Here is a 23,513-nt window from a genome sequence, read left to right as displayed (position 1 = left end):
CATTTTAAAAAGGCTCCTCGGAGCCTTTTTTGTTTTGTACGCAGCAGAAAACACCTGCGCGCCAATCGCTCATGAACTCACTGAAAATTTATGAGTGCGCTGATAAAAGAAACTGCCCGCGTCGCCATTGATACGCAAACAATATCCCCAAGGTGACCCCTCGCAACGCCATGAATCCCAACATCGCGGCCCACAAGGCATGATTACCATTTGCACTCAGTAACCACCAAATAACAAAGAAGCCTGCCATGGCAAAGAACATGGTATTACGCATTTCACGCCCACGTGTCGCACCGATAAATACGCCATCCAGCAAAAAGCACCACATGGACACCAACGGCATAGCAATCAGCCACGGCAAATAAAGATACGCTTGCTCACGCACCGCAGGAATATCTGAAATCACGCCAACAATGGATTGCCCACCAAGCAAAAATGCCAAGGTGATCATCAAGGAAATAATCAAACTCCAGAAGGTGGTTGCGGTGAGGGTCCCCAATAACTCTTGCCGGTTTCTTGCGCCAATCGCTTTGCCCACCATTGCCTCCATGGCATAAGCAAACCCATCCATGGCAAATGACACCAACATCAGAAAATTCATCAACACCGCGTTCGCAGCAACCACATCATCGCCCAGTGTCGCGCCCTGAAATGTCATGAAGGTAAATGCCATTTGCAGGCAAAGACTGCGCAGGAAGATATCGCGATTAAGTTTCGCCAGTCGGCTCATGCCAGCGGAGGCTTTTTTCCATTGCGTTATCGGAGACGGCAGTGACGATTTCGCCCACACTTGAGCAACAAAATACAGCCCCAAAAACATGCCAGAATAGTCGGCGATAACACTCGCCGCCGCTGCACCTTCGACTTTCCAGCCAAAACCCACCACGAACAGCAAATCGAGCACGATGTTGACCAGATTGACCAAAATAATCAGCATCATTGGCTTTTTCGCGTTTTGTGCGCCAAGTAGCCAACCCATGATCACCAAATTGGTTAGCGCTGCGGGTGCACTCCAAATGCGCACCGAAAAGTACTCATCGGCATAACGCTTTACCTCGGCGCTGGCATCACTAAAAGAAAATACAGCATTGGAGATGAAAGGATGCAGAGCCAGAATAATCAAAGCCAGCACCCACGCCAATGTGATGCCTTGCAAAAACACGTTAGCCAGCCCGGTTTTGTCGTCAGCGCCCCAAGCCTGCGCTGTTAGCCCCGTGGTCGCCATACGCAAAAAGCCCAACAGCCAGAACGTCACGGCAATCATGGTGCTGCCAATCGCCACACCGCCGAGATACCAAGCGTGATCAAGATGGCCAATCACCGCCGCATCCACCAACCCCAATAAAGGTACAGTGATGTTGGATAACACCATGGGAAATGCCAGCGAAAGTACACGAACGTGCAGCGATTTTTGTTTAAGCGCCGAGAACATAGGCCTGCTAATCAGCTAAAAATGAATGAACGAATACTAGCAGAAAGTCCGCGACAAAAAGACGGTGCGTTGTTCACCCTCGTTGTGCTCTGCATTGCTTTCCTGCACAAAACCATTTTTCTCTAGTACACGAATGGACGCCAAGTTATTCGCTTCTGCACCGCCGGATAGCGAAGCGATAAATCCACTGTCGCGACACCATGCCACCAGCCCCGCGATCATTTCACTGGCGTAGCCTAGGCCTTGCGCGTGCTCACCAACAGCATACCCCAGCCGAATCGCGCTTTTACCATTGGCCTCTTTTTCTTCGTACAGCAGAAAAAAGCCAATCAGCGCCCCCGAGTCAGACGCTAAAATCGTCACAAACGTACTTTCGCCCATGACATTCAACAGCCACTTTCGGGCACTTTTTTCATCATTAACAGGTTGAATATCAGGCGGAAGATGTTGCTTGACTGAAGGGGTTAAAATAAGCGTAAGTTCGCCAACTAGCGTCTCAATCGCAGCAGATTGAGGCGTGATCGCCGCGACAGTAAGTCGCGGCGTAGAGAAGTAAATCTGAGAGAGGGACATCCGTGCGTGCTCATGTCGAAACCAAGAGCGCTATGCTAGCGCATACCAAGCATGGTCAGCTAACAGCGCGACAAACAAACCAAAGATGTGCCAGATTGAGAACTTGAAGGTTTGCCACGCTAACCCTTTCTGATCAGCAAACTTGAGTCGCCATGCGTACCACACAAATCCGAGGTTGAGCGCCAGACTACCGACTAAGTAGATATCTCCACTCATCCCTGACAACCAAGGCAAGAAGCCCACAACCACCAGCAGCAAGGTATAGAGCAAAATCATGGTCTTGGTATATTCAACACCATGGGTTACGGGCAGCATAGGCACGCCCGCTTTGGCGTAGTCTTTCTGACGATGGATTGCCAATGCCCAGAAGTGCGGTGGCGTCCATGTAAACACCAACATCACCAGCAACAGTGCATGTGGATCTAAGGTTCCGGTGACGGCAACCCACCCGAGCAGCGGCGGCATGGCGCCCGCCAAACCACCTATCACAATATTTTGCGGCGTGGCATGTTTAAGCCACACGGTATAAACCAAGGCATAGCCAATTAAACTGGCGAAGGTCAACCAGGCCACCAGAGAGTTCAGCACCCACAATGAGGCAAAACCGGCGACCATGAGTGCACCACCAAATGCCAACGCCTGCATCGTACCCACACGCCCTTTAGCGACAGGTCGATGAATGGTCCGCTGCATTTGTCGGTCTATACGCTGGTCAATCACATGATTAAACACCGCTGCAGCAGCGGATTGCATACCGATACCCAACAATCCTAAAATTACCGCCTTCGCAGGTGGCAATCCTGGAACGGCTAAACACATGCCCACCATGGCCGTAAGCAGCAGCATGGCCACCACCTTAGGCTTGGTTAATTCAAGATAATCGCGCCACAGCGCAGATTCCATTGACGCGCTGTTGCCCAGCGATTGCACCGAGACTTTAGCCATGACTCAACCTCCCCGATTTCCCCAACGAAGTCTGTGACACCGATGAGGGCTGTGCAAAAAAGACCAACACGGTCGTTCGCACCATTACCAACAATAAGAGCAAACCACACAGATTGTGCGCCACCGCCACAGACAATGGCAGCAAGGCGACAATATTGGTGATGCCGAGTGAAATTTGTAGCAATAAAACCCCGACCAGCAAGAGTGCCGAGGTATTACCCAATGGACGGCGTATACCCATCGCTAGCAATAACACCAGCAGTGTGACCACTATGGCGCCAATTCGGTGAGTAGCATGAATGGTTACGCGCTGCTCAAACCCGAGCACGCCATATTGATAGGTTTCGCTAGTCGGACTAATGGGATCAAATGCTGCGCTGTCATATCCGCTCACCCAATCCACCTCACAGATAGGGAGTTGCGTGCACACCACCGCAGCATAATTGGCAGACGTCCAGCCACCGAGTGCAATCTGCATAATAACGGCCACCAAAGCCGTCACGGTCAACATCTTTAATTTGCCAGACAGGCTTGGCTTGCCTGGTTCAAGGTCAACGCTATCCATCGTTGCTATGTTGGCGTTATTCGATGACTCTGGCGAGATCGTCACCGGCTCCCTCGCCAAGTTATTCACGCGCCGCCTTTCCAGCACAGCCAGCAAGAACAGCAATGTCACGGTGGTGAAACCACCCAGCAAATGCGCCATAACAACAATGGGCATCAGGTTCATGGTCACTGTCCACATACCCAGCGCGGCCTGAAATATCACTACCCCGAGCAGCGCAGTCGGCAACACACGACCTCGTCCATTTCTTTTTCCGCGCCATGCGAATAAAGCGATTGCCGCAATCACCAATCCCAACGTTCCCGCCACGTAGCGGTGGATCATTTCATTCCACGCTTTGTGCACCTCAACAGGCGCATTTGGGAATGCTTGTGTGGCCTGTTCTACTTTTTCAGGGGATACGGGGACAGTGAGAAAACCATAACATCCTGGCCAATCAGGACAGCCTAATCCCGCTTCGGTTAAGCGTGTAAACGCGCCCAACCCGACCACCACCACAGCCAAGAGCAGTGCGCCATAAATCAGTCCCAGATAGCGTTTTTCTGTTTCCATCCTCACCCCACCTTCGACAGTCGCATCAGTTTGCGCAGATCGGACAGCAGTCCTTTACTTTGGGTAATTTGAGCCGATTTTCCTTGGGGAATGGGGTAAGCCATGATCAAATTGTTCAGCGGATCGACAAGGTAAATCGCCTCACCCGCAAAAGGCAGTGATGACATGGTTTGATATTGTTGAGTGTCAATGGTCTGCTCGGTGACATTCTCAGTCGCTTGCGCGGCTGTCGCGTCAGAGACCAATAAAATACTTGCCACGCGTTTACGTTCAGGCCCCACCGCCACCGGAATTTGCTTTAACTGAAACAACGCACTTTCACATTGCTCAGAGCACGTTTGCGGCAAGGAATAAACAAGGCGCCATTGCCCGTCGTGCCCAAGCCAATCTGCACGTACTTCCTGTGTTAGCAACTCACCGTTATTGGTGACGCCCTTGTTGAACCACCCCATTTCCAACACCAGCTTGGCGGTCAATACTGGCAATGCGAATATAAACACCACCATGATCAGCGCTTTCTTTCCATTCATAAGCGTCCCTTCCTCCACCAAACCACAAAACCAATCGCCACCACGAATGCCAAACCAAACCATTGCATCGCATAGCCATAGTGCTTCTCAGGCTTCATAACAACAGGCTCCCATACAGGCAGAGTGTTCCAATTCATCGTCTCACCGGCTTCGTCCATGATTGACTCGCTTCTTATCACCCAAGGCAATACCGTGTATCCACTCGCCTCGGCTATCATCGCCATGTCTACGGATTGAACCCGCAATGGCCAACTCACGGCGGCTGTTTCATTGCCTAGCACCATGCGCTTTGACGGTAAATCAACAATGCCTTTGACCTGATGCTGCCCTGTTACCTCTGGTAATTCAGGAAGGTCTTCACGCCTTGGTGGAGCGGGAATCCACCCAAGCTCAACCAACAGCCAATTGTTGTCGGTATAAAACGGCATCATCCAGCGATATCCCACTTGCCCTTGATGGGTTTGGTTATCAAGCAATACACTGCGATTCACATCGAATGTGCCATTGAGTGCGACGGCAAATCCTTTGGCGTCTGAGGGAATGGATGACACTTGAGTAACCCGTTGCTGTTGACGCTCTGACAGTTGACTCAATAACGTCTCTTTTTCTGCCGCACGGGACATTTGCCACATCCCCAGCTTGACCAGCAGCACAACCATGGTCAAAGTAAAAGCAAGGAAACCCCAGCGTCGCATGCGACGTACGTTAGATGTAGACACCCACTCACCTTGTTGGTCACCTTTTTGGCCAGATGGAGGCAATATGTTGCTCAAAGCGATCCTCGTCTGCCTGTTAATCTTTATTATATTCAACCTGTTCCGAGCACTCCCCATCATGATTAAGGGCCGTACTGATGTCCGTATGTCACGCTATCTCGGTAGGCGTGTGTTGTTCTCTGTGATTGTGTTTGTCATTTTACTGATTGCACTTGCAACTGGGCTGATTGAACCCAATCCCCGCCCGTACTAAAGGTCCTGCTTGGATTGGTAATGACGAAAAAGGGGTTGGCACGCCAACCCCTTAGATACCTATAAGATATAAACAAACACAAACAGACACAGCCAAACCACATCAACAAAGTGCCAGTACCAAGCCCCCGCTTGAAACGCGAAATGATGGTCAGGCGACATATGTCCTTTCAATACACGCAGCCAGACAATAAACAGGATGACTGAACCCAAAAACACGTGCATGCCATGAAAACCGGTCAACAAGAAGAAGGTATTCCCGTATACCCCCGATTCCAGACGCAGATTCAATTCCTCATACGCGTGAATATATTCTTCGCCCTGAAAGAACAAGAAGATCCAACCGAGCAATACGGTCACGCCCAACATTTGTATGATGCGCTTGCGATTACCTTCTTCCATCGCCACATGGGCGAGATGAAGCGTCACTGAAGACGTCAACAGGATAACCGTGTTGATCAGCGGCAAACCCCACGCGCCCATGGCGGTGGTTTCTGTACCACCCGGTGTTTTTTCGAGCGGCCAGCCAGGAATGAAATCCGGCCAAAGCACTTCGGCGGTCATTGCGTTGTTACTTGCGCCACCAAGCCAAGGCACAGCAATAAAGCGAACGTAAAATAGCGCACCAAAGAAGGCGGCGAAAAACATGACTTCTGAGAAAATAAACCAGCTCATGCCCTGACGAAACGACCGATCCATCTGAGGGGAATACAATCCCCCCATCGATTCATGGATCACGTCACGAAACCAGCCTGTCAGCATAAAAAACAGCACACCGACGCCCGCAAGCAGCATCCAAGGGCCATTGCCGCCAAACAATCCTGCGACCATTGACCCCGAACCTGTCGCGATCAGAAACAACGCAACAGCACCAATAATTGGCCATTTGCTCTGTGCAGGTACGTAGTAATTTTGGTAGTCCTGCTGTGCGTCGGACTTTGTGTGCGTTGTTGTCATGATGACCTCACTGAGGTTATTGAGTCACAGGCTCAGTTTTTGCGCTAAACAAGGTGTAAGCCAACGTCAGGGTGTTGATGTCGTCCGGAATTGCTGGGTCTACGTAGAAAACCAATGGCAACTCTGCATCTTTCCCCGCTTCCAATGGCTGACGGTTAAAGCAAAAACATTCAATTTTATTCAAATACTGAGCAGCTAACCCCGGCGATACCGACGGAACAGCTTGCCCAACCGAATCCATTGTCGTGTTGTTTGTTGCACGATAAGCGATCGTGTGTGTCTCACCCGGGTGAACTGTTATCTCTTTCATCTCAGGCGTAAAATCCCAGCCAAGACCGGGATTAATGTAAGCAACAAACTCGACGGTCACGGTACGAGACAAGTCCACCTCTTGGCTTTCTTGCGCCGCCACATCAGAAGTTTTGCCATTGATGCCCGTGATGTCACAAAACACGTCGTACAAAGGAACAAGGGCAAACGCAAACCCGAACATGAGCACAGCCATACCCGCCAGCTTTAACGCTGAGCGATCTGACTTACGTTGTGCACCGTCGTGTTCATGTTCACCCATGACTCGATCCTTTAATCAATTTTCGGTGGCGTGGTGAAGGTGTGATAAGGCGCTGGAGATGGAATTTCCCACTCTAGCCCTTCCGCACCTTCCCAAGGTTTCGCTGGCGCAGGCTCGCCGCCACGAATACATTTCACGACCAACACCAAGAAAATCAGCTGAGAGAAACCAAATAAGAACGCACCCACACTCACAATCGCATTGATATCAGCAAACTGCAGCGCGTAATCAGGAATACGACGTGGCATACCCGCAAGGCCCAAGAAGTGCATTGGGAAGAACAGAATGTTGACTGAAATCAGCGAGCACCAGAAATGCCAAGACGCCAGTGTGTTGTTGTACATGTGCCCCGTCCATTTTGGCAGCCAGTAATACGCTGCCGCCATGATGGAGAAGATGGCCCCTGTCACCAGTACATAATGGAAGTGCGCCACCACAAAGTAGGTATCGTGGTATTGGAAGTCCGCAGGCGTAATCGCCAGCATCAATCCGGAGAAGCCACCAATCGTAAACAGCACAATAAAGGCGAGCGCAAACAGCATCGGCGTTTCAAAGGTCAACGAGCCTCGCCACATGGTGGCAACCCAGTTAAAGACTTTCACCCCAGTCGGCACCGAGATCAGCATGGTGCAGTACATGAAGAACAGCTCCGCAAACACCGGCATACCCGTGGTAAACATGTGGTGCGCCCATACAACAAAGCTGAGACCCGCAATCGAAGCGGTGGCGTACACCATCGAGGCATAACCAAAGAGCTTCTTGCGAGAAAATGCAGGGACAATGGCCGAAATAATACCGAAGCTCGGCAAAATCATGATGTATACCTCTGGGTGACCGAAGAACCAGAAAATATGCTGGAACATCACAGGATCACCGCCACCGGCAGCATCAAAGAAGGACGTTGCAAAGTATTTGTCAGTGAGCACCATGGTGACCGCCCCCGCCAACACGGGCATGACGGCAATCAACAAGAACGCAGTAATGAACCACGTCCAAACGAACAAGGGCATTTTCATGTATGTCATGCCCGGCGCACGCAGGTTCATAATGGTAACGATAACGTTAATCGCCCCCATGATGGAGCTGATACCCATGATGTGAATGGCAAACACGAACAGTGCCGTACTGTCAGGCGCGTAAGTGGTAGAAAGTGGTGCGTAGAAGGTCCAACCAAAGTTAGGGCCGCCACCTTCCATGAACAAAGACATGATCAGCATCAGAAACGCAAAAGGCAGGATCCAGAAACTCCAGTTATTCATGCGCGGTAACGCCATATCTGGCGCGCCAATCATCAGTGGTACCATCCAGTTAGCAAGCCCTGTGAAGGCTGGCATGACAGCGCCAAACACCATGATCAAACCATGCATTGTGGTCATCTGGTTAAAAAAGTTCGGCTCTACCAACTGCAATCCAGGCTGGAATAGCTCAGCTCGGATCACCAACGCCATCGCACCGCCCAGCAAGAACATGGTAAAGCTGAATATCAGATACATTGAGCCGATATCTTTGTGATTGGTCGTCAGCAACCAACGCATCATCCCGCGAGGTTTATGATCATGGTCGTCGTCATGACCGACGTGATCGGGCGTCATATCCGTCATTACCGTTTCTCCTTAAAGATCATCGCCGTTAAGCACTGCATTAATCTGGGAGGCTTGAATCGCATCCCCCGTGTCATTACCCCATGCATTTCGCTCGTAGGTAATCACCGCAGCCAATTCTTTCAACCCCAATTGCGCGCCAAATGCTTGCATTGCTGTCCCCGACTTACCGTGGATAACAACATTCAAGTGATCAACAAGCCTTTCCGACTTGGTGGCAACCTCAGACTGTGCCAATGCAGGGAACACACCAGGAATACCAAGGCCATTGGCCATGTGACAAGCCGCGCAGCGAGAGTTGTATATATCCTCGCCGACCGTCATTAGTTCTTCCATGTCCATGTTCATCGACAACAGTTTTTGTTCTTCCTCGCGAACCTTCGCTTGTGCAGCAGCGGTTTCCTGAACCCAAACGTTGAATTCGTCGACGGGCTTCGCAATGACCACGATGGGCATAAAGCCATGGTCCTTGCCACACAACTCGGCACATTGGCCACGATAAATGCCAGGCTTATCAATTTTAGTCCAAGCTTCGTTGATAAAGCCGGGGTTGGCGTCTTTCTTCACCGCAAAAGCCGGCACCCACCAAGAGTGGATAACATCTTCAGAGGTGATAAGAAAACGTACTTTCTTGCCGATAGGTACCACCAAGGGGCGATCAACTTCCAGCAGGTAATTCTCTCGCTTCGCCAGCTCACCATTAATTTGCGCAGGTGATGAAGCAAGAAGAGAAAAGAACGACACGTCATGATCGAAATAGCGATAGTGCCATTTCCACTGCGAGCCTGTGACCTGAATGGTGATGTCTGAATCAGACGGATCTTCCATTGCCAGTAGCACTCGCGTGGCAGGAACCGCCATGCCAATCAAGATAAGAAAAGGCACTAAGGTCCATAGAATTTCAACCTTGGTGCTCTCATGGAAATTTGCCGGCACGGCGCCTTTCGATTTGCGATGGTGCACGATAGACCAAAACATGGCACCGAACACCACAACGCCAATGGCGACACAGATATAGAGAATCGTCATGTGCAAGTCATAGACCTGCCCACTAATATTCGTTACCCCTTTAGTCAGGTTAAACGAGGACGATTCATCTGATGCCAAGGCAGCAAATGACGGGAAAAGCGCGAGCGTGGATAGAAATTGGCGAGTCGTCACCGGATCCCTCCTAGAAATCACTACGCATTACAGTGAGTCAATGAGCGCAGCAAATAGAAACATCGATTAACACTTTATTTACAATTAAACCTAGGCAATGAATAAGAAAAGGACAAAAAAAGTGCAGTTTTATGCGCTGAAACTTGATGCCAGCCACGAAATTACGAGATAAAGACACGTGTTTCATCGGTAATCTTTGTGTGCTTATTATCTGAGAGAGAGGTGGAATAGAGGGTAAGGAATCCCTTATTTAGTAAGGGCTTTATCGGTGAACACAAAGAGCAATACAGTGACCGTATTCTGAATTAGATAGGTTGATGAGGGCTTGTTTCATCGGCTTGTGGCACGCAAAAAAACAAAAAGAAAGGCAGTTAGAGCACTTTCGTCTCTAACTGCCTATTTTTATCATTTATCTGCATGTTTCGCGGGAAATTACATCCAGTCGCTATTGCGGATCACACCAACGGCAATGCCTTCGATGGTTAAGTTCTGCTGTGTTAAATCCACCACGATTGGCGAAAACTCTTCGTTTTCAGCATGAAGCCAAACTTGTGTGCCTTTGCGCTCAAGACGCTTGACCGTGACATCGTCTTCAACGCGAGCCACCACAACTTGACCATTGCGAACATCCTGAGTTTTATGAACGGCCAATAAGTCACCATCCATAATACCGATGTCTTTCATGCTCATGCCATTAACCCGAAGCAGGAAATCTGCGCTTGGTTTAAATAGGCCAGGATCGACTTTGTAATGCATTTCCACATGCTCTTGCGCCAGAATAGGTTCACCTGCAGCCACTCGGCCAATCAAAGGTAGTCCATCATCATTGGCAGATTCCGTTTCAACCAAAATACGGATGCCACGCGACGCGCCAGGTACGATTTCAAGCACGCCTTTTCGCGCCAGCGCTTTCAAATGTTCTTCCGCGGCATTGGCTGAGCGGAAACCCAAATCCTTCGCGATCTCGGCACGGGTTGGTGGCATGCCCGTATCGTCGATTTTTGCTCTGATAAGATCAAAGACTTGCTGCTGTCTTGCGGTTAACGGCTTCATAATCAGACCTGTCTTTTTATACAGTTAACTGTGAGTATATCCAGTGTTTAACCAGTTGAAAAGGCGCATTTCGCACCAACAGAGCCAACCCACCCCTTCGAGATCACACTTTCTTGTTTAATCTTGAATTCCCCACATTGACTCATGGCTGACATAAGCACGCGTAATACTGTCATTTCGCTGCAAGTTCGTAGATGTTTTCTGCTAGACTTGCCACGCACAAAACACTAGAGGCCGCGATCAGATGTCTGCTTGCCAATCGTTTTATCACAAGCTATTGAATTTACCTTTATCGGTACTGGTCAAAACGATCAGTATTCCGTCAGACCCTATTAACCAGTTGGGCTTCGATCTCACGCGCCCAATGGTTTATGTTCTGCCGTTTCGATCTCATACCGATCTGCTCACGCTGCGCAGTATCTGCCTGCAACTGGGATTACCAGACCCTCTTGAACCGCTAGAACTTGGCGGAAAGAGTCTGCAACGTTATGTCTTCGTATCAGAAGGTAAGCGTTTGTTCAGTCACGGCGATCCAGTGCCGGAAGAATCCATCGCCTTGTTTACAGAGCTTCTCGAGCTGCATAAACGCGATTCTGAGCTCGATATTCAACTCATTCCAGCGTCAGTCGTATGGGACCGCAATCCGGGCAATGAATCCCGCCCTGTGGCCGCTTCGCTAAAAGCGATGAACAGCCTGCAAAAGTTCTACACCATTTTGACCCTAGGTCGAGATAGCATGGTGCGGTTAAGCAGCCCCGTCTCGTTACGCTTTATGGCGGACAAGCACGGCACCGACACCACTATTGCGAACAAGCTTGCGCGCGTAGCAAAAATCCACTTCTCTCGTCAGAAGATGGCCGCATCAGGGCCAAACTTGCCGAACCGCCAAGCGTTGTTTAAGCGCTTGCTCGCCTCAAAGGCAATCGACAAGGTCGTCCAAGACGAAGCCGAAAGCCGAGACGTGCCCGTCGAGAAAGTGCGCAAAGAAGCCATCGACATGATGGAAGAAATTGCTGCTGACTTCTCACCAAGCCTAATCCGTTACGCGGATCGCCTGCTGACGTGGCTTTGGAATAAGCTGTATCAAGGCATTAATATCAATAATGCTGAGCGAGTTCGCCAACTGGCACAAGATGGTCACGAGATTGTTTACGTGCCTTGCCATCGCTCGCACATGGATTATGTGCTGCTGTCTTACACCTTATATAAAGAAGGCTTGGTACCACCGCACATTGCAGCGGGCGTTAACCTTAACTTCTTCCCAGCAGGGCCTATTTTCCGTCGTGGCGGCGCGTTTTTCTTACGTCGTACCTTCAAAGGTAATCGCCTGTATTCCACGGTTTTCCGTGAATATCTGGCCGAACTTTTTGCCAAAGGCTATTCGGTGGAGTACTTCTCTGAAGGGGGTCGCTCGCGAACCGGTCGTCTGCTTCCAGCCAAAACCGGCATGCTCGCCATGACGATTCAAGCCATGCTGCGAGGCCTTAAACGCCCTGTCACCTTAGTACCTGTGTACATCGGCTATGAGCATGTTATGGAAGTCAGCACCTACGCCAAGGAGTTGCAAGGCAAGCGCAAAGAAAGCGAAAACTTTGGCCAAGTGCTGGGTATTCTGCGCAAGCTACGCAACTACGGAAAGGGCTATGTGAACTTTGGTGAGCCGATCCAGGTCAATCACTTCCTCAATGAGAAAGCGCCGAATTGGCATCAAGATATCGACCCAATTGAGCCGCAGCGTCCAACATGGCTAAATCCCGTGGTGAATGAGCTTGCTGAGCGCATGATGACGCAAATCAACGACGCAGCAGCAGCAAATGCTTTGACGCTTTGTGCTACGGCTTTGCTGGCTTCACGCCAACGCGCCTTGAGCCGTGAAGCGTTGGAAGAGCAGCTAAACATCTATCTTGAGTTGCTACGACAAGTACCGTATTCATCAACCAGTACAGTGCCGGAAGACTCTGCACAGGAGCTGGTTGAACATGCGCTAACGCTGAACAAGTTCGTGGTGGAAAAAGACTCGCTGGGTGACGTAATTTCGCTTGATCGCCAGCAGGCCATTTTCATGACCTACTATCGCAACAACATTATCCATTTGTTTGCGATCCCATCATTGATTGCTCAGATGCTGGTCTTTAAGACCAGCGTTAATCGCGAAACCTTGATTGATACGGTTCGTCAGTTGTACCCGCTGTTGAAAGCAGAGCTGTTCATGAGCTTTGATGAAAAAGCGCTGACAAGTTATGTGGATGCGGTGATTGTTGAGCTAGAGCGTCAATCGCTGATTAGCACCGACGGCGACATGCTGCATCGCAACCCGGGCAAGTTGAATCAGTTACAACTGCTGGGTCGCACCATTGCGGAAACCTTACAGCGCTATGCCATCACCATTACGTTGTTCTGTCATGAGCCAAATGTTTCAAAGCCAGATCTGGAGCAACAAAGCCAGATGATGGCACAGCGCTTGAGTCGTCTTCACGGTATCAACGCACCAGAGTTCTTCGACAAAGGTGTGTTCAGCACATTGGTAGCATCCCTTCGTGAAGAGGGCTACCTCAATGATGATGGCCACGCGAAAGCAGAGCACATTGAAACGCTGCAAGAGTGCGTGTTGGGCTTGATATCACCGGAAGTGCAACTGACTATTCAGGCCATCCTGAATCAGCCAACCGATGGATAGAAATACATAGCACCAACAAAAAGCCCTCGCTTCATTCGGCGAGGGCTTTTCTTTTTCATTCTTTTATCTTCATGTTTCATGGTCTTTACGACTAAAACATCTCACTTTGTGTATCACCAGACCATGACAGCCAAGGTGACACCCATGAACACCAGCATGCCGACATAGTTATTATTCAAAAACGCTTTGAAGCAGGCGTCCCTTTCACGACTTTTTGCCAGCCACTGCTGATACACAAACAACGCAGAAGCCGCCAATAAGAACCAATAATAAACCGCCGCCAATTGAGACAAATACCCCACAAGCACCAGCAGCAAGAGTGTCACCAATTGCAGCACGCCCACTGCGGCCTTGTCGTATTTACCAAACAAAATCGCAGAAGACTTAATGCCAATTTTGACGTCGTCATCTCGATCAACCATGGCATAAAGAGTGTCATAAGCCACGGTCCAAGCCACATTGGCAAGGAACAGCATCCAAGCCACAGGCGGCAGTTCGCCAGCTTGAGCTGCATACGCCATCGGGATTGCCCAACTAAATGCCATTCCCAGCACCAGTTGCGGCATATGCGTGAAACGCTTCATAAAGGGATAGATAAACGCCAGCGCTAAGGCCACCACTGAAAGCTTGATCGTGAGCGGGTCAAGCGTCAGCACTAACATAAACGCCCCAAGTACCAGCAAACCAAACAAAGCCAATGCTTCTTTCGCTGAGATTTTTCCAGAAGGCAGGGGGCGTTGCTGCGTGCGTTTGACGTGTCCGTCAAAGTTGCGGTCAGCAAAATCATTAATCACACACCCAGCAGCGCGCATCATGATGACGCCCAGCACAAACACCACCAGTACGTGCATGTTTGGCATTCCGTCAGCCGCAAGAAACAGCGCCCACAGGGTTGGCCACAACAGCAAAAGACTGCCGATTGGCCGGTCCATACGGGTCAATTGCCAAAAGGCTCTCGCTTTGGCCACATCCATTTAGCCTTCCTCCTGATAAATGGGTGCATGAGGTAAAAACAGTTCAGAGACCAACATCGGCTTATCGTTCACCCACAATCGTGAGCGTCGCGCCAATAGCACCTGCCCATCAAACATGAGGTGTGCGACTTCAATCGCATCACGTCGCGCGTTGGCTTGATTAAAGACACGCTGCCCAAGTGGCACTGCACCAAGCTCCGCGATATCTTGCTCTTGTTCGGTCAGTGTCGACATAGGCACGAGTGTGCGAGCGCAAAGCCAAGGCACATCATCGCCGGAGAGAACCACTTCACGTACCAAGCACGCCTGATCACCCAACAAATCACGCTCGGAATCCGATAACACGCCTTTTTCCACGTCGTGTAGGCCGAGCACCTCGACGGTCAGTGTACGGCAACATGCTTTCAAGCGTTCGGTCATCGAATGACGCTCAAGCAGCCACTCACCTTCCTTTGTTTTTTCCAGCGGTTGCCAGTCTGGGGCCTCCCAATTCGCCTCCACAAGGGCTTTCACGTGTAATCGTTTGAAATCTGACATCTTATCCTGAGCCGAAGAGCAAAAAAGCAACAAAACTTTCGCCGAATCTGCCATTAATGTTTAGTATTAATAGTGCGCTATTGTACACAGCTGTGCTCACGCATGCGCAGCTAAACTACCATAAGAGATTCATTAAATCTGGGGTTTGGCATAAACCATGAAAAATAATATTACCGCCATTTTTACCTTATTATTGACACTGTTGCTCTCTGTTCCATCCATTGCAAATGCGGAAGAGGAAGCCGCGAAATTTAGCTATTTTACGCTGGAGCCTGAAATCACAACCAACTTCATTACTGACGGTCGTAAGCTCGGTTTTATCAATGTGCGTATCGATCTGATGGTTGATGACCCATCGCTGATCCAAATGTTGGAATACCACCAGCCGCTAATACGTGATGCGATTATTGAAGTACTCAGTCAGGAAAATGAAGTGCGCATCAAGTCCCTTTCTGGTCGGGAATCTATCCGTAAAGCATGCTTGGAAAAGGTCAACGAAATGCTGTTGGCAGAAACCAATCAAAAAGTGCTGTCGGATCTATTGTTCACCAAGTATCTCTATCAGTAAGCCCAATGAACAACAAAGGCGCACCGAGGTGCGCCTTTGTTGTTTGAGATATTGGCGTTTAATCAATACACCGGGTCTTCGCATCGATCTCGCTTGGTTCTAATCTAGGCGTCATTATGCACTGACTGCATCATTAACTATCACGCCACATTGAGCCACGTAGTCACCTACCTGACTTTGTTCTTGCTCTGTTAGATACAAGCCCAGCTTGGTGCGACGCCAAAGTAGATCGTCCACCGTCTGCACATACTCTGCAGCCATCAAGTAATCGACTTCTTTTTGCGTTAGACCACAGCCGAAGCTTTGCCCCAAATCGGACGCCTGCTCGACACCGTCAAACCAAACCCACACGCGAGAACCGTAGGTCGTCGCCAAACGGTTCGCTGTCATCGCATCCATCCAACTAAAGCGACGTGTTAGCTCTGCTTCTACATCACTGAAAGAAGCAATGTCTTCACCGCCCGGCAGCACGCTGTCTGCTGTCCAAGGTTTTCCCATCTCGGTAAAGAAAGGCTCAAGCTTGTTCACCGCAGCTTGCGCCAGTTTGCGATAGGTCGTGAGTTTCCCGCCAAACACAGACAAAATCGGCGCATTGCCGCCGTTTCCATCAAGTTCTAACGTGTAATCTCGAGTCACCGCTTGCGGGGAGTCAGATTCATCATCACAAAGCGGACGCACACCACTGTATGTCCACACTACGTCTTCAGGGGTTAAACTCTTCAAGAAATGCTGATTGAAAACCTTCAACAAATACGCGATTTCATTGTCATCAATTGACGCTTTGCGTGGGTCGTCGTGATGCTCAACGTCAGTCGTACCAATCAAAGAGAAGCGATCAAGGTAGGGCAACACAAACACAATGCGGCCATCTTCATTTTGCAAGATATACGCAGCCGACTCATTGTGTACTTTCGGCACGACGATATGACTGCCTTTAATAAGCCGAATACCACGCGGGGACGTCAGCGTAGTGCTGTCATCATAAAACTGTTTTACCCAAGGGCCTGCCGCATTCACCAGCACTTTACAATGGCGAACAAATCGCACTTGGGTTAGTTGGTCAACAATCTCAACTTCCCAATGATCCGCTAATCGTGTCGCTTTAGTTACTTTGCAGCGATTACGTACTTCCGCGCCATGTTCCGCCGCATCCATGATGTTTAACACCACCAAACGCGCGTCATCGACCCAGCAATCTGAGTATTCAAAACCTTGGGTAATTTCAGGTTTGAGCACCGAATCCACGCCAAACTTTATGCCTGTGCTGGCTGGAAGGCTGGTGCGTTTACCGAGGTGATCATAGAGAAAGAGGCCAGCACGGATCATCCATGCAGGGCGAAGATGGGGACGATGAGGTAAACGAAAACGCATTGGCCAAGCAAGGAACGGGACCTTTCGTAGCAGCACTTCACGCTCGGCGAGTGCTTCACTCACCAAACGAAATTCATAATGCTCAAGATATCGAAGACCACCGTGGATCAATTTCGAACTGGCTGACGATGTTGCTGATGCAAAGTCATCGGCTTCAAACAGCCCGACTTTTAACCCTCGACCTGCAGCATCCGCCGCGATCCCTGCACCATTAATCCCGCCACCGACGACAAGTATATCCAACATTTCTGTGCTCATTTTGTCCTCTGCATTGTCCCTTTTACCCACTCGCGCTGATCACCCTGGGGCCTAAAGCGCTCATTCGAGCATTTAACTTTCGTTTACGAGCATTTTAGTGCAAATAATCGCCTTGTCCAGTGACAATGAGGCGAAAAATTCAACAAAAGATGGATACAAAAACGCCGCCAGATGGCGGCGCGGACATGACAAAAGAGGATTAAAGAATAATTTCTATCAATGTTTCAGTGCCTTGCAGGCGCGAAGAAACATTTTCAGGCAAAGGTGCGTTAGTGAACAGCATGTCGATTTGGGTAATATCGCCCACGTTAACCATGGCATTGCGCCCGAACTTAGTGTGGTCGACTGCCAACATCACAGAGCGACTGTTTTGCATAATGGCTTGTTTGACCCGTACTTCGTGATAATCGAAATCCAGCAGGCCACCATCGAGATCAATTCCACTGATCCCCAATATGCCAAAATCGAGTCGGAACTGAGAAACAAAATCCAATGTCGCTTCACCCATGATGCCACCATCACGGTTGCGTACTTCCCCACCCGCCATGATGATTTGAAAATCTTCCTTCACCATCAGGATACTGGCAGCATTGAGATTATTGGTCACAATGCGTAAATCTTGATGATTGAGCAACGCTCGCGCGACAGCTTCGGGGGTCGTTCCGATATCAAGAAACAACGTTGCGCCATCTGGAATATGCGCCACGAGCGCTTGTGCCAACTTATTCTTGGTGTCTTGCTGCATCACTTTACGCGCATCATAAGCCGTATTGACAGAGCTAGATGGAATCGTCGCGCCACCGTGTTGGCGTCGGATTTTGTTTTCCGCAGCCAGTTCATTGAGATCACGACGAATTGTCTGAGGGCTGACGTCGAAAAATGCGACCAAATCATCGGTGCTGACGTAGCCTTTGCTTCGAACTAAATCGAGAATTTCCTGATGTCGTAGCGTCTGTTTCACGGTGTCCTCTGCGTAAACACGAAGTCTGGGCTCAGTTTACGTGGCTACACCCTTATTGCCAATGTGGGCAAGCTTAAGGGTGAGCGCGCATCACACTAAGCATCTCACTTAAGAAGGGTTTCTCGCTGCTCGGGAGAATTTGGCATCAAACACGGCAATCGCACAACCTGACACCAAGCCAAACAGGTGAGCCATATTGGCGATAGCCATACCAAAGGGTTCAAAGAAGCCCACCACCAACCACAACAGCATAAAGCCGACATAGCTTGGCTCTATCGACAGCCCACGAGAAGGCGCCAATGTGCCCATAAGCCACAAATATCCCAGCAAGGCATACACCACGCCCGACATGCCACCAAACGCAGGGCCATCAAACACGTATTGCCCCAAACCAGAAAACAGCGCGGTGAGCAGGAAAAGCTGAACCAATTTGGCACTGCCGCTTATCTTTTCTATCTTCCCACCCAGCACCCACCACCACAGTAAGTTAAACACAATGTGTGTGGCAGAGAAGTGCAATAGCGCGTGGGTAAACAAACGCCAAAGTTGCCATTGCTGATCGTCCGTGGCGGGAAAATGCAGCAAGGAGAAAACTTCATGACCAAAGCCAAGCGTTAACCCTGCATAGGCGATAATGCACACCACCATGATAAAGAGGGTAAACGGCCCAGCATTTTGTTTGATCGCGGTGAGTATCTTCTGACGCGGATAAGTAAAATGTGCAGTGCGGCTTTCGGCCATATCCCATGAGGCGGATTGATACTTACGACCTGTCGGGTCGTGCAGAAACGCCTGTAACTCAGCTTCTGCTTCGGCCTGATGTTGGCTATCGGCTAACCACAAGGCAAATTGCCCTTCCCCTTCCGGCATCATCTGTACATCGATGTGTCTCGACGCCATGTAATCGATAAATGCCTGTCCAGCACGAGGGTTAGAAATTGCAATCAGCCTTATCATTAATACCTCTTAATCGTTCTTCTAATCGTTATTACCTGCCACTGGCAACGACTGTCGATGCCAAGCTTCAAAACCACCATCTACACTGTACACCTGCTCAAAGCCTTGGTTAATCAAATATTGTGCTGCACCTTGACTGCTCACGCCGTGATAGCACATTACCAATACAGGCTGTTCATCATCGACGGTCTGAGTGAATTGCACCATGGTGTCATTGGTTAGGTGAAATGCGCCCTGTGGATGAGATAACGAAAATGACTGAGGATCCCGAATATCGACGATCACCGCTTTCTGATCGTTGTCCTGCAGCAACTGCCAAGCATCTAATACCGAGATATGCGCAAATTGTTCCATGGGTTATTCCACTCCCGTGACTTCATTTAAGGTGCTGTCGTTTCAATGAAATAGTCAGAAACAACAAGTAAAACACCATTGTACCCGAGTTTTCACCAATCCTTGCCACGGAGAAATAAAGGACTTTGTACGCTTTTTAGCCACCTGTGGAAAAGACTGTGGATTGCGTTGATAAAGTAGGATCCAGAGAAAGGATCCACTACATGTAGTGTTGATCGTAATAAAGCTGTGGACAAGTTATCTGAGACCAAACGGGATATGGGTTTTTGAGGCACAAAAAAACCGGCAATCAGCCGGCTTTTTACGATCTTCGAGGGTTGACGATCACAATGCGTCTTCGCCCACAGCCTCTTTCAACTTACGCATGGCATTCTTTTCAAGCTGTCGAATGCGCTCAGCAGAAACCTGATAGTGATCAGCCAATTCCTGCAATGTCGTTTTGTTGTCATCGTCCAACCAACGCGAACGAATAATGTGCTGGCTTCGCTCATCCAGCCCTGACATCGCTGTTGCGAGTCGACGGTTAGCGTGGTCTTCCCAGTTCTGAGCCTCAATATTGGTAGCAACGTCTGAGCTTTTGTCTTCTAAGAAGAAAACCGGGGCCACAGGGCCTTCGCGCTCATCATCATCTGCACCGCCATCAAAACCTGCATCTTGTGCGGCAAGACGAGATTCCATCTCACGCACTTCTGAAGCATCAACGCCAAGTTGCTCTGCAACCAAGTTAACTTCTTCGGCGTTAAACCATCCCAGACGCTTTTTCGACTTACGCAAGTTGAAGAACAATTTACGTTGCGCCTTGGTGGTCGCCACTTTCACAATACGCCAGTTACGCAGGACGTATTCGTGAATTTCAGCTTTAATCCAATGCACGGCAAAAGAAACCAGTCTCACACCCACTTCAGGGTTAAAGCGTTTCACCGCTTTCATCAGACCAATGTTCCCTTCCTGTACCAGATCAGACACGGGAAGTCCGTAACCGGAATAACCACGGGCAATATGAACAACAAATCTTAGATGAGACAGGATCAGGCTTTTCGCCGCGTCCAAGTCTTCGTCGTAGTGCAGACGTTCTGCAAGCTCACGCTCTTCGTCAGCAGACAGCATTGGATGGCTGTTTACCTGACGTAGATAGCTGTCCAAGCTATCTCTTGAGATTGGGGCTAGTGCATACATCGCTGCTGTCATTTTCACCTCTTTTCGAATCTATCGAACAATAATGGCCTAAAAAGACCAATGGCATACTCTACTCAAGTTCAAAAAAACTGCAAGTCTGAGTGAATGATCACCATGAATGAGACTACACCCCATCAAACAGGTTCAATATCTCGTAAATGTTTACCTGCCGCGAGCCGTGCTGCTAGCAAGCCAATCAACCCAGCCACCATAAACAGGATCAAGGTTTCATCGACACCTAAGCCACTGAGACGAAAACCACTGCTATATAATGTAGCCAATTCTGCCACGGCTGCATCGAGTAAAAAGCCATTTATTGTTGCCACGAGCCAAGCAACCACTGCACCCGATAAAGCCAACCAAACGCCCGTGTACAAATAGGGGCGAAGAATATAACTGTCGGTAGCGCCGACCAACTTCATGACCTGAATTTCTTGTTTCTGGTTCAGTACCTGTAATCGCAGGGTATTGCCGACGATGAGAAACACTGCCATTAACATCAGACCGGAGAAACCCCAAGTTAATGTCAGCACCAAAGACTCTATAGCTGCTAGGCGTTGCAGCCAGTCGCTATCAAGACGGACTTCTTGAATGTCCGATTCTGCGCGCAGCTTTGACGCCAATGCGGTAACCGCGGCCGCATCATCACTCGTTGGTGTCACCACGATAACGCCAGGTAGCGGGTTATCATCGAGCAAACTCACTGCTTCTTCAAATCCTTGGATTTGTCTCAGCTGCAACAAGCCTTGCTCAGGAGAGATATACGCAACCGAGCCAATCTCAGACCACTGACCAATCTCATCACTCAGTGATGTGGCGCGGCTTTCCGGTATCTCATTGAGATAAACCGTCAACTGATTGGGCGCTTGCCATTGTGCACTGACCGCCACCACGTTCTTTGCCAACATATATAACGTAACGGGCAATGCTAGCGAGAAGGCCAAAGCCAATACGGTTAACAAATTCCCCGTTGGTCGCGCCAACAAATCTCGAAGCGCTTGTCCGCACTGCTGTTTGTGTAACGACAAAAAATTAGCCACGCGCCACCTCCGAAAGATGACCTTGGTTCAGGTCAAATCGACGCATGTCGTAGCGACTCAACAAAGACGTATCGTGAGTCGCCATCAATACGGTGACGCCCACTTGGTTGAACTGACGAAATAATTCCATGATTTGCTGCGATAAGGCCGCATCCAAATTTCCGGTCGGCTCATCGGCAATCAACACTTGCGGGCGATTAACCACCGCACGGGCAATACCCACACGTTGCTGCTCACCGCCTGATAACTGAATGGGTAAACAAGCGGATTTGTCTAACAAACCCACTTTGTCTAACGCTGCAGACACACGCTTTTTCACGTCTGACTCGTTGGCCTGTTCAATACGGAGCGGCAGGGCGACATTGTCGAACACGGTTCTGTCCATCAAGAGTTTATGATCTTGAAAAATCACCCCGATGTGGCGACGCAAAAAAGGGATTTCTTTGCGGTCAATACGCGAAATATCGTGATTATTGAACAATATTTTACCGTCACTCGGCCGTTCAATCGCGCACAAAAGTTTCAGCAAGGTACTTTTACCTGCACCAGAGTGACCGGTCAGAAATGCCATGTCGCCTTTGGGCAAGTGAAAGCTTACTTTCTGTAATGCTCGCTGCCCACCGCGGTAGGCTTTACTAACCTGCTGAAACTGGATCACGCCTATCAGTCCTCCTGACTAAACAGTGCTTCAATAAAATCTTCTGCGACAAATGGTCTCAAATCATCAATCCCTTCACCGACACCGATGTAGCGGATAGGAATATTAAATTGATCGGCCACCGCAAAGATAACGCCACCTTTGGCGGTACCATCAAGCTTGGTCAGGGTGATACCCGACAGCGGCGCGATCTCATTGAACAAACGCGCTTGGCTGATGGCATTTTGACCTGTACCCGCATCAATGGTGAGCATGATTTCATGCGGTGCATTCTCGTCGAGTTTTTTCATGACACGGACGATTTTTTTCAGCTCTTCCATCAGGTTAGCTTTGTTTTGCAAACGACCAGCGGTATCTGCGATAACCACATCAACATTACGTGCTTTTGCAGCTTCAATCGCGTCATAGATCACTGATGCGCTATCTGCACCGGTGTGCTGTGCAATCACAGGAACGTTATTACGATCGCCCCAAACCTGTAGCTGTTCGACTGCCGCCGCGCGGAAAGTGTCACCTGCCGCCAGCATGACGGATTTACCTTCTTGCTGGAATTGCTTGGCGAGCTTACCAATAGTGGTGGTTTTACCCACACCGTTAACGCCGACCATCAAGATCACGAATGGCCCGTTTTGGTTTTCCACATCGAGCGGTTTTTCAACCTTACTCAAGATGCTAGCCATTTCCTGCTTGAGCAGACCATACAAGGCCTCACCGTCTTTCAGCTCTTTACGAGAAGCATTGTCGGTCAGGTTATTGATGATCTTGGTCGTGGTATCCATACCAACATCAGCAATAAGAAGCTGCTCTTCCAGTTCTTCAAACAGCTCATCATCAATTTTCTTGCCACTGAACAGACCCAAAAAGCCTGCACCGATGTTCGCTTTGGTCTTCTGAAGACCACGTTTTAAGCGAGCAAATAAACCTTCACGCTTTGGCTTTTCCTGCTCGGCTTGTGTCTTAGTCAGATCTTCAGCGGCTAATTGTTCTGCAGCAATTGCATCGGCTTCCGCTTGCAGACGTGCTTCTTCTTCAGCTTGCGCTGTCGCATCGGCTTCCGCTTGCAGACGCGCTTGT

24 protein-coding genes are annotated in these 23,513 nt (G+C 49.5%); 3 read left to right on the top strand and 21 right to left on the bottom strand.

What is annotated here, in order from left to right:
* Positions 1-88: 88 nt before the first annotated feature.
* From dinF to A1OO_RS07455, 6 genes are read right to left on the bottom strand one after another with little or no spacing between them, the layout of a single operon-like run.
* Entirely contained in the window at positions 89-1,432 is a 1,344-nt protein-coding gene (gene dinF / locus A1OO_RS07480; RefSeq protein ID WP_017002647.1) for an MATE family efflux transporter DinF, read from the bottom strand.
* Positions 1,433-1,468: 36 nt separating this feature from the next.
* Positions 1,469-2,005: a GNAT family N-acetyltransferase gene (locus tag A1OO_RS07475; RefSeq protein WP_017002646.1), complete on the bottom strand. Its 537-nt coding sequence runs from the start codon at positions 2,003-2,005 to the stop codon at positions 1,469-1,471.
* A 30-nt stretch (positions 2,006-2,035) separates the two neighbouring features.
* On the bottom strand, positions 2,036-2,950 hold the full coding sequence (cyoE, locus tag A1OO_RS07470; RefSeq protein WP_016961866.1) for a heme o synthase: 915 nt from the start codon (positions 2,948-2,950) through the stop codon (positions 2,036-2,038).
* Positions 2,943-4,067 (bottom strand): COX15/CtaA family protein, encoded by a 1,125-nt coding sequence (locus tag A1OO_RS07465; RefSeq protein ID WP_016961865.1) that lies wholly within the window; start codon positions 4,065-4,067, stop codon positions 2,943-2,945. The genes cyoE and A1OO_RS07465 overlap by 8 nt, the downstream gene beginning before the upstream one ends.
* Positions 4,068-4,069: 2 nt before the next feature.
* Positions 4,070-4,597: a hypothetical protein gene (locus A1OO_RS07460; RefSeq protein WP_016961864.1), complete on the bottom strand. Its 528-nt coding sequence runs from the start codon at positions 4,595-4,597 to the stop codon at positions 4,070-4,072.
* The gene (locus A1OO_RS07455; RefSeq protein ID WP_241819065.1) at positions 4,594-5,316 is read right to left on the bottom strand and encodes an SURF1 family protein; all 723 of its coding nucleotides are present in this window, start codon (positions 5,314-5,316) and stop codon (positions 4,594-4,596) included. The genes A1OO_RS07460 and A1OO_RS07455 overlap by 4 nt, the downstream gene beginning before the upstream one ends.
* A 43-nt stretch (positions 5,317-5,359) precedes the next feature.
* Between A1OO_RS07455 and A1OO_RS07450 the strand changes: the two genes are divergently transcribed.
* On the top strand, positions 5,360-5,566 hold the full coding sequence (locus A1OO_RS07450; RefSeq protein WP_017002645.1) for a DUF2909 domain-containing protein: 207 nt from the start codon (positions 5,360-5,362) through the stop codon (positions 5,564-5,566).
* A 59-nt stretch (positions 5,567-5,625) separates the two neighbouring features.
* Here the strand turns inward: A1OO_RS07450 and A1OO_RS07445 are convergent, their stop codons facing one another.
* The 5 genes from A1OO_RS07445 to lexA all read right to left on the bottom strand — a co-directional run bounded on the left by A1OO_RS07445 (position 5,626) and on the right by lexA (position 10,908).
* Positions 5,626-6,522 (bottom strand): cytochrome c oxidase subunit 3, encoded by an 897-nt coding sequence (locus tag A1OO_RS07445; RefSeq protein ID WP_016961861.1) that lies wholly within the window; start codon positions 6,520-6,522, stop codon positions 5,626-5,628.
* 16 nt (positions 6,523-6,538) lie between these two features.
* A complete protein-coding gene (locus tag A1OO_RS07440) occupies positions 6,539-7,093 on the bottom strand; it encodes a cytochrome c oxidase assembly protein (protein ID WP_017002644.1) in 555 nt (184 codons plus the stop codon).
* 11 nt (positions 7,094-7,104) lie between these two features.
* Positions 7,105-8,694, bottom strand: coding sequence for a cytochrome c oxidase subunit I (ctaD, locus tag A1OO_RS07435; RefSeq protein ID WP_016961859.1), 1,590 nt, complete (start codon positions 8,692-8,694; stop codon positions 7,105-7,107).
* 12 nt (positions 8,695-8,706) lie between these two features.
* Complete coding sequence (gene coxB, locus A1OO_RS07430; RefSeq protein WP_017002643.1) at positions 8,707-9,855, bottom strand: cytochrome c oxidase subunit II; 1,149 nt, start codon at positions 9,853-9,855, stop codon at positions 8,707-8,709.
* A gap of 432 nt (positions 9,856-10,287) precedes the next feature.
* Positions 10,288-10,908 (bottom strand): transcriptional repressor LexA, encoded by a 621-nt coding sequence (gene lexA, locus A1OO_RS07425; protein ID WP_026023767.1) that lies wholly within the window; start codon positions 10,906-10,908, stop codon positions 10,288-10,290.
* Positions 10,909-11,152: 244 nt separating this feature from the next.
* On the opposite strand from lexA, the gene plsB reads away from it, so the two are divergent.
* The gene (gene plsB / locus A1OO_RS07420; protein WP_016961857.1) at positions 11,153-13,585 is read left to right on the top strand and encodes a glycerol-3-phosphate 1-O-acyltransferase PlsB; all 2,433 of its coding nucleotides are present in this window, start codon (positions 11,153-11,155) and stop codon (positions 13,583-13,585) included.
* Between the two features lie 113 nt (positions 13,586-13,698).
* Here plsB and ubiA read toward each other — a convergent pair whose 3' ends face one another.
* Both ubiA and A1OO_RS07410 read right to left on the bottom strand, forming a co-directional pair.
* A complete protein-coding gene (gene ubiA, locus A1OO_RS07415) occupies positions 13,699-14,559 on the bottom strand; it encodes a 4-hydroxybenzoate octaprenyltransferase (RefSeq protein ID WP_016961856.1) in 861 nt (286 codons plus the stop codon).
* Complete coding sequence (locus tag A1OO_RS07410; protein WP_016961855.1) at positions 14,560-15,096, bottom strand: chorismate--pyruvate lyase family protein; 537 nt, start codon at positions 15,094-15,096, stop codon at positions 14,560-14,562.
* A 157-nt stretch (positions 15,097-15,253) separates the two neighbouring features.
* Here A1OO_RS07410 and A1OO_RS07405 point away from each other — a divergent pair, with 157 nt between their 5' ends.
* On the top strand, positions 15,254-15,664 hold the full coding sequence (locus tag A1OO_RS07405) for a flagellar basal body-associated protein FliL (protein WP_016961854.1): 411 nt from the start codon (positions 15,254-15,256) through the stop codon (positions 15,662-15,664).
* Between the two features lie 114 nt (positions 15,665-15,778).
* Here A1OO_RS07405 and glpD read toward each other — a convergent pair whose 3' ends face one another.
* The 8 genes from glpD to ftsY form a co-directional block, all read right to left on the bottom strand.
* Positions 15,779-17,281: a glycerol-3-phosphate dehydrogenase gene (glpD, locus tag A1OO_RS07400; protein ID WP_017002642.1), complete on the bottom strand. Its 1,503-nt coding sequence runs from the start codon at positions 17,279-17,281 to the stop codon at positions 15,779-15,781.
* A 211-nt stretch (positions 17,282-17,492) separates the two neighbouring features.
* A complete protein-coding gene (locus A1OO_RS07395) occupies positions 17,493-18,254 on the bottom strand; it encodes a DeoR/GlpR family transcriptional regulator (protein ID WP_016961852.1) in 762 nt (253 codons plus the stop codon).
* A gap of 108 nt (positions 18,255-18,362) precedes the next feature.
* Positions 18,363-19,211 (bottom strand): rhomboid family intramembrane serine protease GlpG, encoded by an 849-nt coding sequence (glpG, locus tag A1OO_RS07390; protein WP_017002641.1) that lies wholly within the window; start codon positions 19,209-19,211, stop codon positions 18,363-18,365.
* A gap of 21 nt (positions 19,212-19,232) precedes the next feature.
* Positions 19,233-19,565, bottom strand: coding sequence for a thiosulfate sulfurtransferase GlpE (gene glpE / locus A1OO_RS07385; protein WP_016961850.1), 333 nt, complete (start codon positions 19,563-19,565; stop codon positions 19,233-19,235).
* A gap of 324 nt (positions 19,566-19,889) precedes the next feature.
* Positions 19,890-20,753 carry an RNA polymerase sigma factor RpoH gene (rpoH, locus tag A1OO_RS07380; RefSeq protein WP_016961849.1) on the bottom strand — a complete coding sequence of 288 codons (864 nt, stop codon included), beginning with the start codon at positions 20,751-20,753 and terminating at the stop codon, positions 19,890-19,892.
* Between the two features lie 122 nt (positions 20,754-20,875).
* Positions 20,876-21,781: a permease-like cell division protein FtsX gene (gene ftsX / locus A1OO_RS07375; RefSeq protein ID WP_016961848.1), complete on the bottom strand. Its 906-nt coding sequence runs from the start codon at positions 21,779-21,781 to the stop codon at positions 20,876-20,878.
* Entirely contained in the window at positions 21,774-22,439 is a 666-nt protein-coding gene (gene ftsE / locus A1OO_RS07370; RefSeq protein WP_016961847.1) for a cell division ATP-binding protein FtsE, read from the bottom strand. Before ftsE ends, ftsX begins: the two co-directional genes overlap by 8 nt.
* Positions 22,440-22,444: 5 nt before the next feature.
* A partial coding sequence (ftsY, locus tag A1OO_RS07365; RefSeq protein ID WP_017002640.1) for a signal recognition particle-docking protein FtsY occupies positions 22,445-23,513 on the bottom strand: 1,069 nt, incomplete at its 5' end.

The sequence above is a fragment of the Enterovibrio norvegicus FF-33 genome (assembly GCF_000286835.2).
Lineage (GTDB): Bacteria > Pseudomonadota > Gammaproteobacteria > Enterobacterales > Vibrionaceae > Enterovibrio > Enterovibrio norvegicus_A.
This window is presented reverse-complemented; position numbering and strand designations above follow the sequence as displayed.